This is a genomic window from Lentilactobacillus parafarraginis DSM 18390 = JCM 14109 (assembly GCF_001435895.1).
GTDB lineage: Bacteria > Bacillota > Bacilli > Lactobacillales > Lactobacillaceae > Lentilactobacillus > Lentilactobacillus parafarraginis.
Genome location: NZ_AZFZ01000163.1, coordinates 1 through 1454, shown reverse-complemented (window position 1 = coordinate 1454; position 1454 = coordinate 1). Strand labels below are relative to the sequence as shown.

1 protein-coding gene is annotated in these 1454 nt (G+C 43.0%); it reads left to right on the top strand.

Going from position 1 to position 1454, the window contains the following annotated elements; translation table 11 throughout:
* The first annotated feature begins 69 nt into the window (after nt 1-69).
* Nucleotides 70-1232, top strand: a protein-coding gene (locus FD47_RS14475; RefSeq protein ID WP_156319511.1) for an IS3 family transposase whose coding sequence is annotated in 2 segments (ribosomal slippage) — nt 70-310 and nt 310-1232 — 1164 coding nt in all. Because the reading frame shifts where the segments join, the coding sequence is not laid out codon by codon here.
* Nucleotides 1233-1454: the final 222 nt, after the last annotated feature.

The window sequence follows — 1454 nt, the reverse complement described above, 5'->3', positions numbered from 1 at the left end:
CTCTGGGTCTGTACTAGAATTTCGGACAGAAACATAAGAGAATTGATTTATCCGAAAGGAGTCCTCAAAATGACCTATTCACGCAATCGCTACGACCAAGATTTTAAGAAAAATGCGGTACGTTTGAGTTTTAACTCTTCCAAACCAGTTAAAATCATTGCCTCCGAACTTGGTGTTCCTGAAAGTGCCCTGTATCGTTGGCGGAAGCTATATACCGAAGATGGAAAGCAAACGCCGTTTGCTTCTTTAGAAGCTGAGAACCGTTCCTTAAAACGTGAAAATGCCGAATTAGCATTGGAGCGTGATATGTTAAAAAAAGCCGCCGCCTACTTTGCCAGTCTCCAGAAGTAACCCCCAGCGATAAGTATGCTTTTATGTTGAGGGAAACCTCTGTTTCTGTGGTAAGGTGGGCGCGTTTGTTAGACGTATCAACGAGTGGTTATTATGCTTGGCGGAGAGCTTTGCCAAAGCGAAACGCCAAAGAAAGGCAATATCGTCAACGAATCAAACACTTTTTTGATCAAGGACAGGGCACTTACGGGCCCAAACGCATCTGCGGTTTATTGCGTAAAAATGGTAATAAAGCTTCCTATCACCGAGTTGCCCGTCTGATGGCTGATGGCGGTCTGTATTCAACGCTACGTTGTCGTCATCCGAAGAGTTTGACCGATAGCCGACTTGCTCGTCAAGGTGATTATCCCAATCTAGTGAAACACCAATCTTTTAAGCCGTTTGAAGCCTTATCAAGTGACATTACACAGACGACAACATCAGAAGGAAAAGCTTACATTTGCCAAATAAGGGATTTGACCAGCAACCTAGTGTTAGCTCATCAAATATCCAATCATATGGACACGGATTTAGTCTTAGCGACACTTAAACAAGCCTACCAAAGGTGGGCTTTGCCAGAAACGTGTATTTTTCATAGTGACCGTGGTAGCCAATACACGGCCAAAGCAGTGACAAAGTTGGTCAACCAATATCATTGGCAACGTAGCTTCTCAGCATTGGGAATACCGGGTGATAACGCTTGGAGCGAAAGCTTCTTTGCCATCATGAAGAAAGAGCTCATTTATCAGATACAATTTAAAGATATCAATGATCTGAGAGCGCAAGTCTTCGCTTACATCGAGACCTTTTACAACCGCGTAAGGGTACAAGCACGCTTAGACTATCTTGCACCAGTAGCATGGCTTTCCTTGTATGACCAAGCTTCACAAAAAGTCGCTTAGCNCAAACTGTCCGAAAAAGTGATGACTTCCCTCTAGATAGTATGGTATGATATGCAAAGTCCCTTTTAACAAGAAAGGACAGGCTTTTTTGTCTTGAGGGTGGTAACTTTAAATATGTAATCTCGTCTGTAATAATTAGAATTGGAATGCTTAGAAAAAGGGGGTGGCAGTGATGAAAAAGAACTGGCAACTAATGATGGTGCTTGCTGTAAGTGCCATTGC